Origin of the sequence: Streptococcus sp. HMSC071D03 (genome assembly GCF_001812125.1) — a bacterium.
GTDB lineage: Bacteria > Bacillota > Bacilli > Lactobacillales > Streptococcaceae > Streptococcus > Streptococcus pseudopneumoniae_N.
Genome location: NZ_KV807713.1, coordinates 1 through 17,527, shown reverse-complemented (window position 1 = coordinate 17,527; position 17,527 = coordinate 1). Strand labels below are relative to the sequence as shown.

General features: G+C 34.6%; 17 protein-coding genes and 1 tRNA gene. 15 read left to right on the top strand and 3 right to left on the bottom strand.

Annotation, left to right across the window (positions count from 1 at the left end):
* Positions 1–13: 13 nt before the first annotated feature.
* The 3 genes from HMPREF2837_RS10605 to rlmH form a co-directional block, all read right to left on the bottom strand.
* A complete protein-coding gene (locus tag HMPREF2837_RS10605) occupies positions 14–148 on the bottom strand; it encodes a ComC/BlpC family leader-containing pheromone/bacteriocin (protein WP_080979250.1) in 135 nt (44 codons plus the stop codon).
* Positions 149–313: 165 nt separating this feature from the next.
* Positions 314–387: transfer RNA gene (locus tag HMPREF2837_RS02230), tRNA-Arg, on the bottom strand.
* A gap of 43 nt (positions 388–430) precedes the next feature.
* The gene (rlmH, locus tag HMPREF2837_RS02225; protein WP_075230577.1) at positions 431–910 is read right to left on the bottom strand and encodes a 23S rRNA (pseudouridine(1915)-N(3))-methyltransferase RlmH; all 480 of its coding nucleotides are present in this window, start codon (positions 908–910) and stop codon (positions 431–433) included.
* A 184-nt stretch (positions 911–1,094) separates the two neighbouring features.
* Here rlmH and HMPREF2837_RS02220 point away from each other — a divergent pair, with 184 nt between their 5' ends.
* From HMPREF2837_RS02220 to ftsH, 15 genes are all read left to right on the top strand, one after another.
* Positions 1,095–2,279 carry a serine protease HtrA gene (locus tag HMPREF2837_RS02220; RefSeq protein WP_049549100.1) on the top strand — a complete coding sequence of 395 codons (1,185 nt, stop codon included), beginning with the start codon at positions 1,095–1,097 and terminating at the stop codon, positions 2,277–2,279.
* A 56-nt stretch (positions 2,280–2,335) separates the two neighbouring features.
* On the top strand, positions 2,336–3,094 hold the full coding sequence (locus HMPREF2837_RS02215; RefSeq protein ID WP_049549101.1) for a ParB/RepB/Spo0J family partition protein: 759 nt from the start codon (positions 2,336–2,338) through the stop codon (positions 3,092–3,094).
* A 221-nt stretch (positions 3,095–3,315) separates the two neighbouring features.
* Positions 3,316–4,671 (top strand): chromosomal replication initiator protein DnaA, encoded by a 1,356-nt coding sequence (gene dnaA / locus HMPREF2837_RS02210; RefSeq protein ID WP_049549102.1) that lies wholly within the window; start codon positions 3,316–3,318, stop codon positions 4,669–4,671.
* A gap of 156 nt (positions 4,672–4,827) precedes the next feature.
* Positions 4,828–5,964, top strand: a complete 1,137-nt coding sequence (dnaN, locus tag HMPREF2837_RS02205) for a DNA polymerase III subunit beta (RefSeq protein WP_049508360.1) — start codon at positions 4,828–4,830, stop codon at positions 5,962–5,964.
* A gap of 66 nt (positions 5,965–6,030) precedes the next feature.
* On the top strand, positions 6,031–6,225 hold the full coding sequence (locus HMPREF2837_RS02200) for a DUF951 domain-containing protein (RefSeq protein ID WP_049549103.1): 195 nt from the start codon (positions 6,031–6,033) through the stop codon (positions 6,223–6,225).
* A gap of 83 nt (positions 6,226–6,308) precedes the next feature.
* Positions 6,309–7,424 (top strand): redox-regulated ATPase YchF, encoded by a 1,116-nt coding sequence (gene ychF, locus HMPREF2837_RS02195; protein ID WP_049549104.1) that lies wholly within the window; start codon positions 6,309–6,311, stop codon positions 7,422–7,424.
* A 72-nt stretch (positions 7,425–7,496) separates the two neighbouring features.
* Positions 7,497–8,066, top strand: a complete 570-nt coding sequence (pth, locus tag HMPREF2837_RS02190) for an aminoacyl-tRNA hydrolase (RefSeq protein ID WP_049549105.1) — start codon at positions 7,497–7,499, stop codon at positions 8,064–8,066.
* Positions 8,067–8,070: 4 nt separating this feature from the next.
* Positions 8,071–11,553 (top strand): transcription-repair coupling factor, encoded by a 3,483-nt coding sequence (mfd, locus tag HMPREF2837_RS02185; RefSeq protein ID WP_049549106.1) that lies wholly within the window; start codon positions 8,071–8,073, stop codon positions 11,551–11,553.
* Between the two features lie 73 nt (positions 11,554–11,626).
* Positions 11,627–11,893, top strand: a complete 267-nt coding sequence (locus HMPREF2837_RS02180) for an RNA-binding S4 domain-containing protein (RefSeq protein WP_001234970.1) — start codon at positions 11,627–11,629, stop codon at positions 11,891–11,893.
* Complete coding sequence (locus HMPREF2837_RS02175; protein WP_000277028.1) at positions 11,886–12,254, top strand: septum formation initiator family protein; 369 nt, start codon at positions 11,886–11,888, stop codon at positions 12,252–12,254. Before HMPREF2837_RS02180 ends, HMPREF2837_RS02175 begins: the two co-directional genes overlap by 8 nt.
* A 6-nt stretch (positions 12,255–12,260) precedes the next feature.
* Positions 12,261–12,383: an SP_0009 family protein gene (locus HMPREF2837_RS11600; protein WP_000429332.1), complete on the top strand. Its 123-nt coding sequence runs from the start codon at positions 12,261–12,263 to the stop codon at positions 12,381–12,383.
* Entirely contained in the window at positions 12,376–13,644 is a 1,269-nt protein-coding gene (locus HMPREF2837_RS02170; protein ID WP_049549107.1) for a serine hydrolase, read from the top strand. The genes HMPREF2837_RS11600 and HMPREF2837_RS02170 overlap by 8 nt, the downstream gene beginning before the upstream one ends.
* Positions 13,641–14,918, top strand: a complete 1,278-nt coding sequence (tilS, locus tag HMPREF2837_RS02165) for a tRNA lysidine(34) synthetase TilS (protein ID WP_049549108.1) — start codon at positions 13,641–13,643, stop codon at positions 14,916–14,918. The genes HMPREF2837_RS02170 and tilS overlap by 4 nt, the downstream gene beginning before the upstream one ends.
* Before the next feature lie 4 nt (positions 14,919–14,922).
* Entirely contained in the window at positions 14,923–15,465 is a 543-nt protein-coding gene (gene hpt / locus HMPREF2837_RS02160; RefSeq protein WP_000890189.1) for a hypoxanthine phosphoribosyltransferase, read from the top strand.
* A 16-nt stretch (positions 15,466–15,481) separates the two neighbouring features.
* Positions 15,482–17,440: an ATP-dependent zinc metalloprotease FtsH gene (ftsH, locus tag HMPREF2837_RS02155; RefSeq protein WP_049549109.1), complete on the top strand. Its 1,959-nt coding sequence runs from the start codon at positions 15,482–15,484 to the stop codon at positions 17,438–17,440.
* The last annotated feature ends 87 nt before the right edge of the window (positions 17,441–17,527 follow it).

The following is a 17,527-nucleotide window of genomic DNA, read 5'->3' as shown; positions in this document are numbered from 1 at the left end:
CCTTTATTTTTACTTACTTACTTTTTGAAAAAAGAAAATTATTTATTGTATACATAGGTCTCCATTCCCCACCTCTGATTTCCTGCAGTTCTTTTTCGTTCAATTCTTGGAAATCTTTCATTTGAGCAAAATCTGTATTCTTTTTCATAATATAAACTCCTATAATGTTTTTCTTGTAAATTAACTTACAAAAATATTATATAAAATCTAGGATTTCTATGAAGAATTATCTCTCAAATGCTCAAATTTTCTTCTGAAATGTCAAATTTTTACAAAAAAAGCTGGGATTTTTTCCCAGCTTACGATTTAACACTGATCCCAGCAGGATTCGAACCTGCGACCGTTCGCTTAGAAGGCGAATGCTCTATCCAGCTGAGCTATGAGACCTTACCTATCTATCTTATCAAAAAAAGCTAGCTTAGTCAATCATCTATTTGTGATAGGGTGAGCCTTGTTGAATCGAAAATGCTCTATAGATTTGTTCTACTAAGACTAGTCTCATCAGTTGATGAGGAAGCGTTAATCTCCCAAAACTAACAGAGAGATTGGCTCTCTTTTTCACCTCTGGAGAGAGTCCTAAACTCCCACCAATGATAAAAGTGATTGTAGAAAATCCATTAATAGAGGCTCTTTCAAGCTGCTTGCTGAATTCTTCAGAAGAAAAAGTTGTTCCTTCAATAGCTAAAACAACTACAAAATCACGATCTCCTACTTTAGAAAGAATGCGGTTCCCTTCCAACTCCAAAATCTTTTGATTTTCAGATTCGCTAGCCCGATCTGGTGTTTTTTCATCTGTCAACTCAATCATTTCTAAATTAGCAAAGCGTGAAATCCTTTTGGAATATTCAGCTATGCCATCTTTGAGATATTTTTCTTTCAGTTTTCCAACTGTTACCACTTTAATTTTCATTCTTCTATTCTAACATATTCACACTCAATTTCACATCTTATTCACAGAGAAGATTTTGAAAAAATTCAATAAATTCACAGGTTTTTGAAAGTTATCCACAAGTTGTGAAAAACTTTCTTTCTTTAAGCTTGGATTAAGCTAGCTATTTTATACTTTCATTGATTAAAAAAACATGGAGGCTTCTATGAAAAACTTACAAACTAGTTCCAAAAAATGGGGACAACTTTTATTAGTCATTCTCATTAGCTTTTTTAGTGGTGTTTTAGGTAGTTTTACGACATTGCAACTAAGTCAAAAACAAAACACTAGTCCAACAAATACCACCACTGTCAGCAAAACAGCTGTAAAAAATGAAAACTCAACTACACAGGCAGTCGATAAAGTTAAAGATGCTGTGGTATCTGTCATTACTTACTCTGCAAACTCCCAAAATAGTTTATTTGGATCTGCAGAAACTGATACAGATACAAATACTGAGCAAGTATCGAGTGAAGGTTCTGGAGTTATTTATAAAAAAGAAGGTAACTTTGCTTACCTCGTAACCAATACTCACGTTATCAGTGGAGCTAAAAAAGTAGATATTCGTTTAGCTGACGGAACTAAAGTTCCAGGTGAAATTGTCGGTTCTGATACTTATTCTGACATTGCAGTTGTAAAAATTGCTGCAGATAAGGTGACTACCGTAGCTGAATTTGGTGATTCTGATCAACTAACAGTCGGAGAGACTGCCATTGCAATCGGAAGCCCTCTAGGTTCTGAGTACGCCAATACCGTTACACAAGGTATCGTGTCAAGTTTGAATAGAAATGTTTCTTTAAAATCTGAAGATGGACAAGCTATCTCTACAAAAGCTATCCAAACAGATACAGCCATCAACCCTGGAAACTCTGGCGGTCCCTTAATCAATATTCAGGGACAAGTAATCGGAATTACATCTAGTAAAATAGCCACAAACGGTGGAACTTCTGTAGAAGGACTTGGATTTGCGATTCCTTCAAACGATGCCATCAATATTATCAATCAATTAGAAAAGAATGGAAAAGTCACTCGACCAGCCTTGGGCATTCAAATGGTCAACCTTTCAAATCTTAGTAGCAGTGATTTACAAAGATTGAATGTACCATCAAGTGTCACTGCAGGAGTAGTTGTTCGTTCTGTTATAACTAGTATGCCTGCCAATGGACATCTACAACAATATGACGTCATTACAAAAGTAGATGATAAAGCTATTTCTTCAACTACTGAATTACAAAGTGCTCTATATAGTCATTCTATCGGAGATAGCATGACCATTACATACTACCGTAATGGTAAAGAAGAAACAACTACCATTAAATTAGATAAGAGTACTAGTGATTTGGAACAATAGTTTACAGATATGTAAAGTTGCTTTACAGAATATCTAAGTTATGATAATGTAGAATTATGGAAGAATTTAAAATTGTTCAAATAAAGGATATTCAAAAAAATCCCTATCAACCTCGTAAAGAATTTTCAGAAGAAAAAATACAAGAGTTGGCACAATCCATTAAGGAAAACGGCTTGATTCAGCCAATTATCGTTAGAAAATCTCCAGTACTTGGATATGAAATTCTAGCTGGAGAAAGACGGTATCGCGCTTCAATAGCTGCCGGACTTTCAGAAATTCCAGTAATTATTAAGCAACTTTCTGATCAAGATATGATGCTTCATTCCATCATTGAAAATCTCCAACGCGAAAATTTAAATCCTATCGAAGAAGCTAAAGCATACCAGTCCTTAATCGATAAAGGTTTTACCCACACAGAAATTGCTGAAAAAATGGGGAAATCTCGACCTTATATTACAAACTTAGTTCGATTGTTAGGGCTACCTAAACATATCCTAACAGAAGTTGAAAGTGGGAAGCTTTCCCAGGCTCATGCTAGACTCCTCATTCAATTATCAAGTGATAAACAAGATAAACTCTTGAATCGTATTCAAACTGAAAATCTCTCTGTTCGACAAGTTGAACAAATACTACAAAAAACAAAGAAGATCAGCAAAAAAGAAAAAGATTACTTTGTCAAAGAGGAAGAACAAAAATTGAAAAAAATACTTGGATTAGATGTTAAGATTAGCCTTCAAAAAAAAGATAGCGGTAAAATCTCAATTTCCTTCCATAACCAAGAAGAATACCAACAATTTATTAACAGCCTGAAATAAGGCTGTTATTTTATTATTCTTAACTAACATGGTTATCCACTGCATTTTAGTTTTTAAAAGCCCAGTATTTCAGAATTTTTCTTAGTTTTCCACATTTTGTGGATAACATTTAAAAACATTGTTACTTGTTTTCCACAAGTTGTGGAAAAATAATCTTATCTATGGTAAAATGATTCTATCAATAAACCTTTTAAATTCTATAGTAAAGGAGGAGGAAATCATTGAAGGAAAAACAATTTTGGAATCGTCTTTTAGAACTTGCACATGATAAATTAACTCAGTCAGTTTATGATTTCTATATTTTAGACGCAAAACTGGTTAAAGTTGAAGAAAATACTGCAACGATTTTCTTACCCCGCGATGAAATGCAGATATTCTGGGAAAGAAATATCAATGGGATGCTTTTAGCAGCAGGTTTTGAAATCTATGATACTGAAATAAAAGCTCATTATATCTTCACGAAAGTTGAAGAAGCTAGCTCACAAGTAGCTTTCGAGTCTGAACCTGGCAACGATTATCAACCAATTCCATCCACTATTCCATATTCTGAAACTGGACTCAAGGAAAAGTATACTTTCGATAATTTTGTTCAAGGAAATGGTAATGTTTGGGCTAAGTCCGCAGCTTTAGCAGTTTCTGAAGATCCTGGACTAACTTATAATCCTCTATTTATCTATGGAGGGCCTGGTCTTGGAAAAACCCACCTACTAAATGCCCTTGGTAATGAAATTCTAAAAAAGAGCCCGAATGCGCGTGTTAAATACATACCTGCTGAAAGCTTCATTAATGAATTCCTAGAGCATTTAAGACTCAATGATATGGAAAAATTCAAAAAAACTTATCGTAGTTTGGATCTCCTACTCATTGATGATATTCAATCTCTTAGTGGAAAGAAAGTTCAGACTCAGGAAGAGTTTTTCAATACATTTAACGCCCTTCACAATAATAATAAACAGATTGTTTTGACGAGTGACCGTAGGCCTGAACATTTAGAGAGTCTACCTGAACGTCTGGTCACGCGCTTCTCGTGGGGATTAACGACAGATATCACACCACCTGATTTTGAAACACGTATTGCAATTTTACAGAGTAAAACTGAACATCTCAATTATCATTTTCAGAATGATACACTCGAATATTTAGCTGGACAATTTGACTCTAACGTGCGAGAACTCGAGGGTGCACTCAATGATATCAGCCTAATGGCCAAAGTCAAAAAGATTAACGATATCACAGTTGATATTGCCGCTGAAGCTATTCGTGCTCGTAAACAAGACGTTAGCAAAATGATTGTGATTCCAATTGATAAAATCCAAACAGAAGTTGGAAACTTCTATGGTGTTAGTGTCAAGGAAATGAAAGGAACTAGACGTGTTCAAAATATCGTTTTAGCCCGTCAAGTTGCTATGTACCTAGCCAGAGAAATGACTGATAATAGCCTTCCTAAGATTGGAAAAGAGTTTGGTGGTAAAGACCACACAACGGTCATTCACGCTCATGGAAAAATCAAATCCATGCTTGAAACAGATGATAATTTACGTATAGAAATTGAAAACATCAAAAAGAAAATTAAATAACTTGTGGATAACTTTTGAAAAATTTTTTATTTATCCACATCTTTTAAACAAGGCTCTGTCCTTGAGTTTTCTTGATTACAAGTGTTTTTCCACAGATTTCACACGCTCTATTATTACTATTATCCTTCTAATAATAAAAAGAATAAAGGAGAATCCATGATTCATTTTTCAATTAATAAAAACTTATTTTTACAAGCCTTAAATACAACAAAGAGAGCTATTAGCTCAAAGAATGCAATTCCTATTTTGTCGACTGTAAAAATTGATGTTACCAATGAAGGAATTACCTTGATTGGATCAAATGGTCAAATCTCAATCGAAAATTTCATTTCGCAAAAAAATGAAAATGCAGGTCTCTTGATTAATTCTTTAGGATCAGTTCTACTGGAAGCTTCTTTCTTTATCAATGTTGTTTCAAGTCTTCCAGATGTAACACTTGATTTTAAAGAGATTGAACAAAAGCAAATTGTCTTAACTAGTGGAAAATCAGAGATTACTCTTAAAGGAAAAGATAGCGAGCAATATCCACGTATTCAGGAAATTTCTGCAAGCAATCCTTTAGTTCTTGAAACAAAACTTCTTAAAAAGATTATCAATGAAACAGCTTTTGCAGCTAGTACCCAAGAAAGCCGTCCTATTTTGACGGGGGTACATTTTGTCTTGAGCAATCATAAAGAATTAAAAACAGTTGCGACAGACTCTCACCGTCTTAGTCAGAAAAAGTTGACTCTTGAAAAAAATAGCGATGATTTTGATGTTGTCATCCCAAGTCGTTCGCTACGTGAATTTTCAGCTGTTTTTACGGACGATATCGAAACCGTAGAGATTTTCTTCGCAAACAACCAAATTCTCTTTAGAAGTGAAAATATTAGCTTTTACACACGTCTCTTAGAAGGAAATTATCCAGATACCGATCGATTGATTCCAACAGATTTCAATACAACAGTTACTTTTGATGTTGCTAAACTACGCCAGTCTATGGAACGTGCTCGCCTCTTATCAAGTGCGACACAAAATGGTACTGTTAAATTAGAAATCAAAGAAGGAGTTGTAAGTGCCCATGTTCACTCTCCAGAAGTAGGGAAAGTAAATGAAGAAATTGATACTGAAAATGTAAGTGGTGCTGATTTGACAATTAGTTTCAACCCAACTTATTTGATTGAAGCACTAAAAGCTCTAAATAGCGAAAAAGTTACAATCAGCTTTATTTCAGCAGTTCGTCCATTTACTCTGGTTCCAGCTGATACAGATGAAGATTTCATGCAGCTCATCACGCCAGTTCGTACAAATTAATGGAAAGAGGTTGAGCCTAGCTCGCCTCTTTTATGATATAATCGAAAAAGAAAAAGGAGACTAACTATGTATGAAGTTGGAAATTTTGTTGAAATGAAAAAACCTCATGCTTGTACGATTAAGTCAACAGGCAAAAAGGCAAATCGCTGGGAAATTACCCGTGTTGGTGCAGATATCAAAATAAAATGTAGCAATTGTGATCATGTGGTCATGATGAGTCGCTATGATTTTGAAAGAAAAATGAGTAAAATCATCGACTAAGAACCCTAGTTAGAGGGTTAGCAAGTTTTCCCTTTTTGTGTTATAATATTGAAGATTGAAATGTGAACGGAGAATGAGAAACTATGGCTTTAACAGCAGGTATCGTTGGTTTACCAAACGTAGGTAAATCAACCCTATTTAATGCAATTACAAAAGCAGGAGCAGAGGCTGCAAACTATCCTTTTGCGACTATTGATCCAAACGTTGGAATGGTAGAAGTTCCAGATGAACGCCTACAAAAATTGACTGAAATGATCACTCCTAAGAAGACAGTCCCAACAACCTTTGAATTTACAGATATTGCAGGGATTGTAAAGGGTGCATCAAAAGGAGAAGGTCTGGGGAATAAATTCTTAGCCAATATCCGTGAAGTTGATGCGATTGTTCATGTGGTTCGTGCCTTTGATGATGAAAATGTCATGCGTGAGCAAGGTCGTGAAGATGCCTTTGTGGATCCGCTAGCAGATATTGATACTATTAACCTAGAATTGATTCTTGCTGACTTAGAATCAGTCAATAAACGCTATGCGCGTGTAGAAAAAATGGCGCGTACGCAAAAAGATAAGGAATCAGTTGCAGAATTTAACGTTCTTCAAAAAATTAAACCTGTTCTTGAAGACGGTAAATCAGCACGTACCATTGAATTTACAGATGAAGAGCAAAAAGTAGTCAAAGGTCTTTTCCTTTTGACCACGAAACCTATTCTTTATGTAGCTAATGTTGATGAGGATGTCGTTGGAGACCCAGAATCTATCGATTATGTGAAGAAAATTCGTGAATTCGCAGAAACAGAAAATGCAGAGGTAGTGGTCATTTCAGCGCGTGCTGAAGAAGAAATTTCTGAGTTAGACGATGAAGATAAAAAAGAGTTTCTTGAAGCCATTGGATTGACAGAATCAGGTGTAGATAAGTTGACTCGAGCTGCTTATCATCTACTAGGACTTGGAACTTACTTTACAGCTGGTGAAAAAGAGGTTCGTGCTTGGACATTTAAACGTGGCATGAAAGCTCCTCAAGCAGCTGGTATCATCCACTCTGACTTTGAAAAAGGATTTATTCGTGCAGTGACCATGTCTTATGACGATTTGGTAAAATATGGCTCTGAAAAGGCCGTAAAAGAAGCTGGACGCTTGCGTGAAGAAGGAAAAGAATATGTCGTGCAAGATGGCGATATTATGGAATTCCGCTTTAACGTCTAATCAATATTTAACATAATGTCAATTAGGTTGGAAAAAAATTCCAACCCTTTTGGCTTTTGAAAGGAAATTTAAATGACAAAATTACTTGTAGGATTGGGAAATCCAGGGGATAAATATTTTGAAACTAAACATAATGTTGGCTTTATGTTGATTGATCAAATAGCAAAAAAACAGAATGTCACCTTTACACACGATAAGATATTCCAAGCTGACTTAGCATCCTTTTTCCTTAATGGTGAAAAAATTTATCTGGTAAAACCAACTACCTTTATGAACGAAAGTGGAAAAGCTGTTCATGCATTGTTAACCTACTATGGTTTAGATATTGAAGATTTACTGATTATTTACGATGATCTTGACATGGAAGTAGGAAAAATTCGTCTTCGTGCTAAAGGATCAGCTGGTGGTCATAATGGAATTAAGTCGATTATTCAACATATCGGTACACAGGTTTTCAATCGTGTAAAGATTGGTATTGGTAGACCTAAAAAAGGAATGTCTGTTGTTCACCATGTTTTGAGTAAGTTTGATCAAGAAGATTATATTGGTATTTTACAATCTATTGACAAGGTTGACGATGCTGTAAATTATTATTTACAAGAAAAAAAATTTGAAAAAACGATGCAGAAATACAACGGGTAGGCCAATGAATTTACTAGATTTCTTTTTAGAGAATAAACAAATCCTATCTTGGCATGAGAACCTACCACAGAAACAAAGACAATTATTGCTAGGTCTTTCTGGCTCAGCAAAATCTTTAGCGATTGCTAGTAGTCTGAAGAGTCAGGATAAGGTTTTAGTGATGACTTCCACATATGGAGAAGCTGAGCGTCTGGTCAATGATCTAATCTCTATACTAGGTTCGGATCTGGTTTATCCATTTCTAGTAGATGATTCACCAATGGTCGAATTTTTGGTATCATCTCAGGAAAAGATTTTTTCTAGGGTTGAAGCTTTGCGTTTTCTAAGAGATAAGTCTCAAAGAGGGATTTTAGTTTGTAATGTCGCAGCTAGTCGGGTATTCTTACCAAATCCTCAAGTTTTTGATGATAGTGTCTTAGAACTTCAAGTGGGCCAGGAATGCGAACAAAGAGAATTAAAAAATCACTTAATTTCTCTTGGTTATAAGAAAGTTACACAAGTTCAAAGTCAGGGAGAATTTAGCCTTCGTGGAGATATTCTAGATATCTTTGAAACTTCTCAACTATCTCCTTACCGAATAGAATTTTTTGGTGATGAGATTGATGGCATTAGAGAATTTGATACTGAAACTCAGCTTTCTAAAGACAGTCAGTCTAAAGTACTGATATATCCAGCAAGTGATATTTTACTAACTTTTGAAGATTATCAGCGTGGCCAGAAATTTTTAGAACATGAGATTGATAAGTCACTTTCTCCAACTATAAAGTCTTACTTAGAAGAAGTTTTTAGTTGCACGAAAGAGCAAGTTCTTCATGCTGATATTCGTAAGTTTTTATCTAATTTTTATAAAAAACAGTGGACACTGATAGATTATTTGAATCAAGTGCCCATTATCTTTGATGATTTTCAAAAAATCTTGAATCAGTACGATGCTTTTGATAAGGAAATCGCTAGCTACTTTACAGATGATTTACATAATGGTAAATCAGTGTCAAGTCTACTTTACTTTGTAGATACAGAAGGGATTTTAAAAAAATATCAGCCTTCTAGTTTCTTTTCAAATTTCCAAAAAGGGCTTGGAAATCTAAAATTTGATCATCTGTATCAATTTAGTCAATATCCAATGCAAGAGTTCTTCAATCAGTTTTCTTTTCTGAAAGAAGAAATTGAACGTTATAAAAAATTGAAGTATACAATTGTTCTTCAATCAAGTACCAAAACTGAATTAAAGAAACTGTCAACGATTCTTGATGAATATGATATTAAAGTTGATAATAGTAATGAAAGTGAAATCTGTAAAGGAACTGTCAATCTTGTTGAAGGAAATCTGCGACATGGGTTTCATTTTGTAGATGAAAATCTTGTATTTATCACTGAATATGAGATTTTTAAAAAGAAGATTAAACGGAAATATAGAAGACAAAATATCAGCAACGCTGAGCGATTAAAGGATTATAACGAGCTCCAAAAAGGAGACTATGTTGTTCATCAAATTCATGGTATTGGGCAATATTTAGGGATTGAAACGATTGAAATCAAAGGAATTCATCGAGACTACGTAAGTGTTCTATATCAAAATGGAGATCGTATTTCTATCCCTGTGGAGCAGATACAGACTCTTTCTAAGTATGTCTCTAGTGATGGTAAGGCTCCAAAGTTAAACAAATTAAACGATGGACGTTTTAAAAAAGCGAAGCAAAAAGTAAAGAGTCAAGTTGAAGATATTGCAGATGATTTAATTAAGTTATATGCAGAGAGAAGTCAACTTAAAGGTTTTGCATTTTCCAAAGATGATGAAGACCAAAACGCTTTTGACGAAGCATTCCCATATGTAGAGACTGAGGACCAACTTCGAAGTATCGAAGAGATAAAGAAAGATATGCAGGCTCCTCAACCGATGGACCGACTTTTAGTTGGAGATGTTGGTTTTGGTAAGACTGAGGTGGCCATGCGAGCTGCATTTAAGGCTGTCAATGATCATAAACAGGTTGTCGTTTTAGTACCAACTACCGTTCTTGCTCAGCAACATTACAGTAATTTTAAAGAAAGATTTGAACAATTTGCTGTCAATGTAGATGTTTTGAGTCGTTTTAGAAGTAAAAAAGAGCAGACTGAGACACTTGAAAAATTGAAAAAAGGTCAAGTAGATATTTTGATAGGAACTCATCGAGTTTTATCTAAAGATGTTGAGTTTGCTGATTTGGGGTTGATGATTATTGATGAAGAACAACGATTTGGAGTAAAGCATAAAGAAGCTTTGAAGGAATTAAAAAAGAAGGTTGATGTCTTAACCTTGACAGCTACACCAATTCCTAGAACCCTCCACATGTCTATGTTAGGTATCCGAGATTTATCAGTCATCGAAACTCCTCCAACCAATCGATATCCTGTTCAAACCTATGTTCTTGAACAGAATGATCGTGTCATTCGTGATGCTGTATTGAGAGAAATGGATCGTGGTGGTCAGGTTTACTATCTTTACAACAAAGTTGACACGATTGAAAAAAAGGTTTCAGAGTTACAAGAACTGATTCCAGAAGCTTTGATTGGATTTGTTCATGGACAAATGAGTGAAATTCGTTTGGAGAATACGCTACTTGACTTTATAGAAGGACAGTATGATATTCTTGTCACCACTACAATTATTGAAACAGGTGTGGACATTCCAAATGCAAATACTTTATTTATTGAAAATGCGGATCATATGGGTCTGTCTACCTTGTATCAATTAAGAGGTCGGGTTGGTCGTAGTAACCGAATCGCTTATGCTTATCTTATGTATCGTCCAGATAAAACCCTGACAGAAGTTTCTGAGAAAAGATTAGAAGCCATAAAAGGTTTCACTGAACTAGGTTCTGGTTTCAAAATCGCTATGCGTGATTTATCCATTCGTGGAGCGGGTAATCTTTTAGGAAGTTCGCAGTCTGGTTTTATTGATTCTGTTGGTTTTGAGTTGTATTCTCAGTTGCTGGAAGAAGCGATAGCTAAGAAAAATGGAACTGACAAAAAACGTGAAAAAGGAAATGCTGAGTTAATTTTACAAATTGATGCTTATCTTCCGGATGAGTACATTTCAGATGAACGGCATAAAATTGAAATTTACAAGAGAATTCGTCAAATTGACAATCGTGTCAACTATGAAGAATTACAAGATGAGTTGATCGATCGTTTTGGAGAATATCCAGATGTGGTTGCTTACCTTTTAGAAATTGGGTTAGCCAAAGCATATCTTGATAAAGTATTTGTCAATCGTGTAGAAAGAAAGGTTAATAAGCTGGTCATTCAGTTTGAAAAAATATCGCAACAATTATTTTTAACACAAGATTATTTCCAGGCTCTTTCTCAGACAAGTTTGAAGGCAAATATTTCAGAAAATCAAGGTTTAATCGAAGTTGTTTTTGATATTCGTAATAAAAAGGATTATGAGATTTTGGAAGGTCTTTTAACTTTTGGAGAATCATTAGCAAATATAAAAGAATCAAAATAGTCACATTAGGAGTTATCTTTTTTCTTCTATAAAAGGTAGAAAAATGGTACAATAATAATTTGAGGTAATAAAAATGAGATTAGATAAATATTTAAAAGTATCAAGAATTATTAAGCGTCGTACAGTGGCTAAAGAAGTTGCAGATAAGGGACGTATCAAGGTAAATGGTATTCTTGCTAAGAGCTCTACAGATTTAAAAATCAACGATCAAGTCGAAATTCGTTTTGGAAATAAATTGTTGCTCGTAAAAGTGTTAGAAATGAAAGATAGCACTAAAAAAGAAGATGCTGCCGGTATGTATGAAATTATCAGCGAAACAAGGGTAGAAAACGATGTATAAAAAAATTGTACAAATGAATAATTCTTTTATTCAAAATGAACACCAACGTCGTAAATACTTGATGGAAGAACGACAAAGAAGAAATCGTTTTATGGGCTGGGTTTTGATTTTGATTATGTTGTTGTTCATCCTACCAACCTATAATTTGACTCAAAGTTATCAGCAACTACTCGAACGTCGCCAACAGTTAGCCGATCTGAAAAAACAGTATCAAGAATTGAGCGATGAAAAAGATAAAGAATCAAATCTTGCAACCAAATTAAAGGACGAAACATACGCAGCCAAGTATTTGCGTGCAAAATATTACTATTCAAAATCATGGGAAGAAGTTTATACTATTCCGGACTTACTTCCTAGGTAATGTAAAATGGAAAATTTATTAGATATTATTGAACAATTTTTAAGTCAATCAGATGAAAAATTAGAAGAGTTAGCTCAAAAAAATCATCTGTTACGGTTACAGGAAGAAGAGGAAAAAAAGAATGCGTAAATTTTTAGTGATATTGCTACTTCCTATTTTTTTAAAAAGTGTCCAAGTAGTAAGCACTGAGAATCCAGTTATCATTCCAAACCAAGAAGTTTATTCCTTAACCCACGCTTCGTATCACTTTTACTATCAAGATGTTATAGAATCTCCAAAATTTTATGGTGAAACATCTGTTTATTCTACAGAAGATTTGATTAAAGAATCAGGAAAAGTCAATGCAGATACAAAATTATCTGTTTTAGAATGGAGATTAAATAAACAAGGACAGCCTATCTTTAAATTGTCTAATAATCAGTTTGTGATGGCCGATAAACGACTTTTATACGATAGTTCAATTGTCAACAATTTTTCTAAACGACTGTGGTTAGAACCTGAATTTATTGTCTATAATAGCCCTTATGATAAACAAGAATTAAAATCTACTTTGGTACCCTATCAAGATGTTGAAGTAGATATGTCTATTTTTGCTGGTGGGCATGAATTTTTACATATCAAACAAACTGGTTGGATTTCGACGGATTATATTTCCAATGATGATAATAGAATCCAGAAAGTACAAGAGTTGTTATCTGCGAATTATCAAAATGAACAGTTTTCTATTTATGTTAAACAATTGAGTACAGGTAAGGAAGCTGGGATTAATGAAGATCAAAAAATGTACGCTGCTAGTGTTATGAAATTGCCTTATCTTTATTATGTTCAAGAAAAAATCAATCAAGGTGATTACCAACTTGACACGAAATTAAAGTATGTTTCCGAAGTTAATGATTTCCCTGGTTCTTATAAACCTGAAGGAAGCGGAAGTCTCCCTAAAACAGCAGACAATAAAGAATACACAATCAAAGATTTAATCACAAAAACTGCAAAAGAATCTGACAATGTAGCTCATAATATTCTTGGTTATTATATTACGAATAAATCAGATGAAGCCTTTAAAAAAGAGATGGCTACTATCGCAGGTGAGGAATGGGATGTGACAGATAAGTTGGCTTCAGCGAAAATGGCTGGTCAAGTTATGGAATCTATTTATAATCAGAATGGTTTTGTTTTAGAATCCCTATCACAAACAGCTTTTGATAATCAGAGGATTGCTAAGAATATTTCTGCTAAGGTAGCCCATAAAATTGGGGATGCAGATGAATTTAAACACGATGTAGGAATAGTCTATACAGATTCTCCTTTCATTATTTCAATCTTTACCAAAGATTCTGATTATGATACCATTTCTAAAATTGCTAAGGATGTCTATGAGGTCCTAAAATGAGAGACCGAGATTTTTTAAATCATTTTCTAGAAAAAGGTTATTTTAAAGATCATTCACGAGTTATATTAGCCTTGTCTGGTGGATTGGATTCGATGTTTCTTTTTCATCTCCTTTCAACTTACCAAGAAGAACTTGGGATTGAATTATTTTTAGCTCATGTAAACCATAAACAACGATTAGAATCAGACCATGAAGAATATGAATTAATAAAACTAGCTGAACAAGTTGGAGTTCCAATTTACGTAGCTCATTTTACTGGAGATTTTTCAGAAGCAAATGCTCGTCAATTTCGCTATAAATTTTTTAGGAAAGTGATGGGGAAAACTTCCTCTACAGCCCTTGTAACAGCTCATCATGCAGATGATCAGGTTGAGACGGTATTTATGCGAATGATTAGGGGTGTTAGATTACAACACTTATCAGCTATTAAAGAAAGACAAGAGTTTGATAAAGGAGAATTGATTCGTCCTTTGCTGTCTTTTTATAAGAAGGATTTTCCTGAAATCGAGCATTTTGAAGATAGGACGAATGAAGAAAATTACTATTTTCGCAATCGAGTTCGTAATATTTACTTACCACAACTGGAAAAAGAAAATATTCAGGTGAAGAGAGCATTTTTAGAGTTTGGAAAAGAAGTATCTGACTATCAAATTGCTCTGACTGAATTATCTCAAACAGTCAATGTGGAAGATTTAACTCAGTTTTTATTCTTTTCTGAGGCAACACAGCGAATTTTGCTACAACAATACCTTAGTTGTTTTGCTGATTTAAATGTAACAAGAGAACAATTTCAAGAAATTCATCATATTTTAAAAACTAAGAGTCAATATCGCCATTATATAAAAAATGGTTATGAACTTGTAAAAGAATACCAGCACTTTCGAATTTGTAAAATCAGACCAAAGTCTGATGAAAAAAGTAGTGAGTGTGTGTTAAACTATCAAAATCAACTTCATTATGAAGGTTATTTATTTTCATTTGGAATCCCTCTAGAAGGGGAAAATATTCAAAAGATGAATGTTTCTCGTGAAACATCTTTGATTTTAAGGCATCGACAGCCTGGTGATTATTTGATAAAAAATGGTCATCGTAAAAAACTAAGGCGACTTTTTATTGATTTAAAAATTCCTAAAGAAAGACGAGAAAAAGCTATTATCATTGAGCAATTTGGAAAAATTTGTTCAGTTTTAGGAATTGAAATCAGTGATTTGAGTAAAAAAATGAAAAATGATATAATGAACACTGTACTTTATATAGAAAAAATAGATAGGTAAAATCATGTTAGAAAAAGATATCAAGAAAATTTTGATTTCACAAGATGAAATTACAGAAGCAGCTAAAAAATTGGGTGCTCAGTTGACAAAAGATTATGAGGGTAAAAATCCGATTTTAGTTGGAATTTTAAAAGGTTCTATTCCTTTTATGGCAGAATTGGTGAAATATATTGATACACATCTTGAAATGGACTTTATGATGGTCTCTAGCTATCATGGTGGGACTGTAAGTAGTGGTGTCATTAATATTAAACAAGACGTAACTCAAGATATTAAAGGTCGACATGTTGTCTTTGTAGAAGATATCATTGACACTGGTCAAACCTTGAAAAGTTTGAAAGATATGTTTACTGCAAGAGAAGCAGCGTCTGTGAAGATTGTTACCATGCTTGATAAACCAGAAGGTCGCACTGTAGAAATCGAAGCAGATTATACATGTTTTACAATTCCAAATGAATTTGTTGTAGGATATGGACTAGACTATAATGAAAACTATCGTAACCTTCCTTATGTAGGTGTATTGAAAGAGGAAGTTTACTCAAAATAGAAGGGTAAGTGTTTGAATGCAAAAACAAAATAATGGTTTCATAAAAAATCCATTTCTTTATTTGTTGATGATTTTCTTGCTAGTGACAGGATTCCAGTACTTTTTTGCTGGCAGATCCGCTGGTCATAGTCAACAAATTAAGTACTCAGAATTGGTTCAGGAAATCACTAACGACAATGTAAAAGAAATGACCTACCAACCAAGTGGTAGTGTTATTGAAGTGTATGGTGTCTACAAAACTGCTAAGACAGAGAAACAGGAAACGGGAATTCAATTTTTTACACCCTCTGCTACAAAAGTAGAGAAATTTACAAGTATTGTCCTCCCATCAGATACAACTGTAGCGGATTTGCAAAAGTTAGCAAGTGAACACCAAACACAGATTGAAGTGAAACACGAAAGCTCAAGTGGTATGTGGATTAACATCCTGGTTTCAGTAGTACCATTTGCTATCTTATTCTTCTTCCTCTTCTCTATGATGGGAAATATGGGCGGAAATAGTGGACGCAATCCAATGAGCTTTGGACGTAGTAAAGCTAAAGCTGCTAATAAAGAAGATATCAAAGTTCGCTTCTCAGATGTCGCAGGCGCAGAGGAAGAAAAACAAGAACTTGTTGAAGTTGTTGAATTCTTAAAAGATCCAAAACGATTTACAAAATTGGGTGCCCGGATTCCAGCTGGAGTTCTCTTAGAAGGACCTCCGGGAACTGGTAAAACATTACTTGCCAAAGCAGTCGCAGGAGAAGCTGGTGTACCATTCTTTAGTATTTCAGGTTCTGACTTTGTAGAAATGTTCGTCGGTGTCGGTGCGAGCCGTGTACGTTCTCTCTTTGAGGACGCAAAAAAAGCAGAACCAGCTATTATCTTCATTGATGAAATTGATGCCGTTGGTCGCCAACGTGGTGTTGGTTTAGGTGGAGGTAATGATGAACGAGAACAAACCTTAAACCAACTCTTGATTGAAATGGATGGTTTTGAAGGAAATGAAGGAATTATTGTCATTGCGGCAACAAACCGTTCAGATGTTCTTGATCCGGCTCTACTTCGTCCAGGTCGTTTTGATAGAAAAGTATTGGTTGGTCGTCCAGATGTTAAGGGACGCGAAGCAATTTTGAAAGTCCATGCTAGAAATAAACCTTTAGCTGAAGATGTAGATTTGAAATTGGTAGCACAACAAACTCCAGGTTTTGTTGGTGCCGATTTGGAAAATGTATTGAATGAAGCAGCTTTAGTTGCAGCTCGTCGTAATAAATCAGTGATTGATGCTTCTGATATTGATGAAGCTGAAGATCGTGTTATCGCTGGACCATCTAAGAAAGACAAGACAGTTTCACAAAAAGAACGTGAATTGGTTGCCTACCATGAGGCAGGACACACCATTGTCGGTCTAGTATTGTCAAATGCCCGTGTTGTTCATAAAGTTACCATAGTACCACGTGGACGTGCAGGCGGATATATGATTGCACTTCCTAAAGAAGACCAAATGCTTTTATCTAAAGAAGATATGAAAGAGCAATTAGCTGGATTAATGGGTGGACGTGTAGCTGAAGAGATTATCTTTAACGTCCAAACAACTGGAGCATCTAATGACTTCGAACAAGCGACTCAGATGGCGCGTGCTATGGTTACTGAGTATGGTATGAGTGAAAAACTTGGTCCAGTACAATATGAAGGAAATCATGCTATGTTTGGTGCACAAAGCCCTCAAAAATCAATTTCAGAACAAACAGCTTATGAAATTGACGAAGAAGTTCGTTCATTATTGAATGAAGCACGAAACAAAGCTGCTGAAATTATCCAGTCAAATCGTGAAACTCACAAGCTGATTGCAGAAGCATTATTGAAATACGAAACATTGGATAGTACACAAATTAAATCTCTATACGAAACAGGAAAGATGCCTGAAACAGTAGAAGAGGAATCACATGCACTATCTTATGATGAAGTAAAATCAAAAATGAGTGAAGAAAATTAATTATCTTAAATACTATAAACAGAGGGGGCACAAGTTTTCTCTGTTTTTTTTAAAAAAGGGCTCTTTGTCAACTGTAGTGGGTTGATG

What these genes read in the sequence shown, in the direction of transcription:
- HMPREF2837_RS10605 (WP_080979250.1), bottom strand. Translation starts at nt 148, where the DNA reads ATGAAAAAGAATACAGATTTTGCTCAAATGAAAGATTTCCAAGAATTG.
- rlmH (WP_075230577.1), bottom strand. Translation starts at nt 910, where the DNA reads ATGAAAATTAAAGTGGTAACAGTTGGAAAACTGAAAGAAAAATATCTC.
- HMPREF2837_RS02220 (WP_049549100.1), top strand. Translation starts at nt 1,095, where the DNA reads ATGAAAAACTTACAAACTAGTTCCAAAAAATGGGGACAACTTTTATTA.
- HMPREF2837_RS02215 (WP_049549101.1), top strand. Translation starts at nt 2,336, where the DNA reads ATGGAAGAATTTAAAATTGTTCAAATAAAGGATATTCAAAAAAATCCC.
- dnaN (WP_049508360.1), top strand. Translation starts at nt 4,828, where the DNA reads ATGATTCATTTTTCAATTAATAAAAACTTATTTTTACAAGCCTTAAAT.
- HMPREF2837_RS02200 (WP_049549103.1), top strand. Translation starts at nt 6,031, where the DNA reads ATGTATGAAGTTGGAAATTTTGTTGAAATGAAAAAACCTCATGCTTGT.
- ychF (WP_049549104.1), top strand. Translation starts at nt 6,309, where the DNA reads ATGGCTTTAACAGCAGGTATCGTTGGTTTACCAAACGTAGGTAAATCA.
- pth (WP_049549105.1), top strand. Translation starts at nt 7,497, where the DNA reads ATGACAAAATTACTTGTAGGATTGGGAAATCCAGGGGATAAATATTTT.
- mfd (WP_049549106.1), top strand. Translation starts at nt 8,071, where the DNA reads ATGAATTTACTAGATTTCTTTTTAGAGAATAAACAAATCCTATCTTGG.
- HMPREF2837_RS02180 (WP_001234970.1), top strand. Translation starts at nt 11,627, where the DNA reads ATGAGATTAGATAAATATTTAAAAGTATCAAGAATTATTAAGCGTCGT.
- HMPREF2837_RS02175 (WP_000277028.1), top strand. Translation starts at nt 11,886, where the DNA reads ATGTATAAAAAAATTGTACAAATGAATAATTCTTTTATTCAAAATGAA.
- HMPREF2837_RS11600 (WP_000429332.1), top strand. Translation starts at nt 12,261, where the DNA reads ATGGAAAATTTATTAGATATTATTGAACAATTTTTAAGTCAATCAGAT.
- HMPREF2837_RS02170 (WP_049549107.1), top strand. Translation starts at nt 12,376, where the DNA reads ATGCGTAAATTTTTAGTGATATTGCTACTTCCTATTTTTTTAAAAAGT.
- tilS (WP_049549108.1), top strand. Translation starts at nt 13,641, where the DNA reads ATGAGAGACCGAGATTTTTTAAATCATTTTCTAGAAAAAGGTTATTTT.
- hpt (WP_000890189.1), top strand. Translation starts at nt 14,923, where the DNA reads ATGTTAGAAAAAGATATCAAGAAAATTTTGATTTCACAAGATGAAATT.
- ftsH (WP_049549109.1), top strand. Translation starts at nt 15,482, where the DNA reads ATGCAAAAACAAAATAATGGTTTCATAAAAAATCCATTTCTTTATTTG.